General features: G+C 58.2%; 1 protein-coding gene. It reads right to left on the minus strand.

Features of this window, described 5'->3' with window-relative positions:
• The coding region (locus tag A3754_RS02600) for an ATP phosphoribosyltransferase regulatory subunit (protein ID WP_197468396.1) at positions 1–524 on the minus strand (524 nt) is incomplete at its 3' end.
• Positions 525–667 lie beyond the last annotated feature (143 nt).

Here is a 667-nt window from a genome sequence, read left to right on the forward strand (position 1 = left end):
AGATAATCCACCAGCGCATCGCGATAGCGCGACCGGTCCGCACTGTCACCCAGGGAGTTCAGCTCCAGCGTGACCTTGTCGGCCAGGCCCAGGGCTTTCCACAGACGTGCAGTAAGCAGGATGACTTCAGCATCGATATCCGGGCCGGTCATGCCGAAGGTTTCCACTCCAATCTGGTGGAACTGGCGATAACGACCGGCCTGGGGACGCTCGTGGCGGAACATGGGGCCGGTGTACCACAACCGCTGGGTCTGGTTGTACAACAGGCCATGCTGCTCACAAGCACGCACACAGCTGGCCGTGCCTTCCGGACGCAGGGTCAGGCTGTCGCCGTTACGATCGTCAAAGGTGTACATTTCCTTTTCGACGATATCGGTCACTTCACCGATGCTGCGCTTGAACAGGTCGGTCTGCTCCACGATGGGCATGCGAATTTCCTGATAGCCGTAACTGGCCAGCACATCGCGCACTTTACCTTCCAACCACTGCCACAGCCCGGTCTGCTCCGGCAGGATGTCGTTCATCCCGCGGATGGAGGTGACCTTTTTATTGTCTGCCTTGCTCACAGAATTTCCTTAAAAACGCAGAACGCTGGACGCCTAACGCCGGACGCTAATCCACGCCCGACCAAGATCCCACGCCGTCTATTCACTACGGGCAATAATGC

The sequence above is a fragment of the Alcanivorax sp. HI0083 genome, assembly GCF_001635175.1.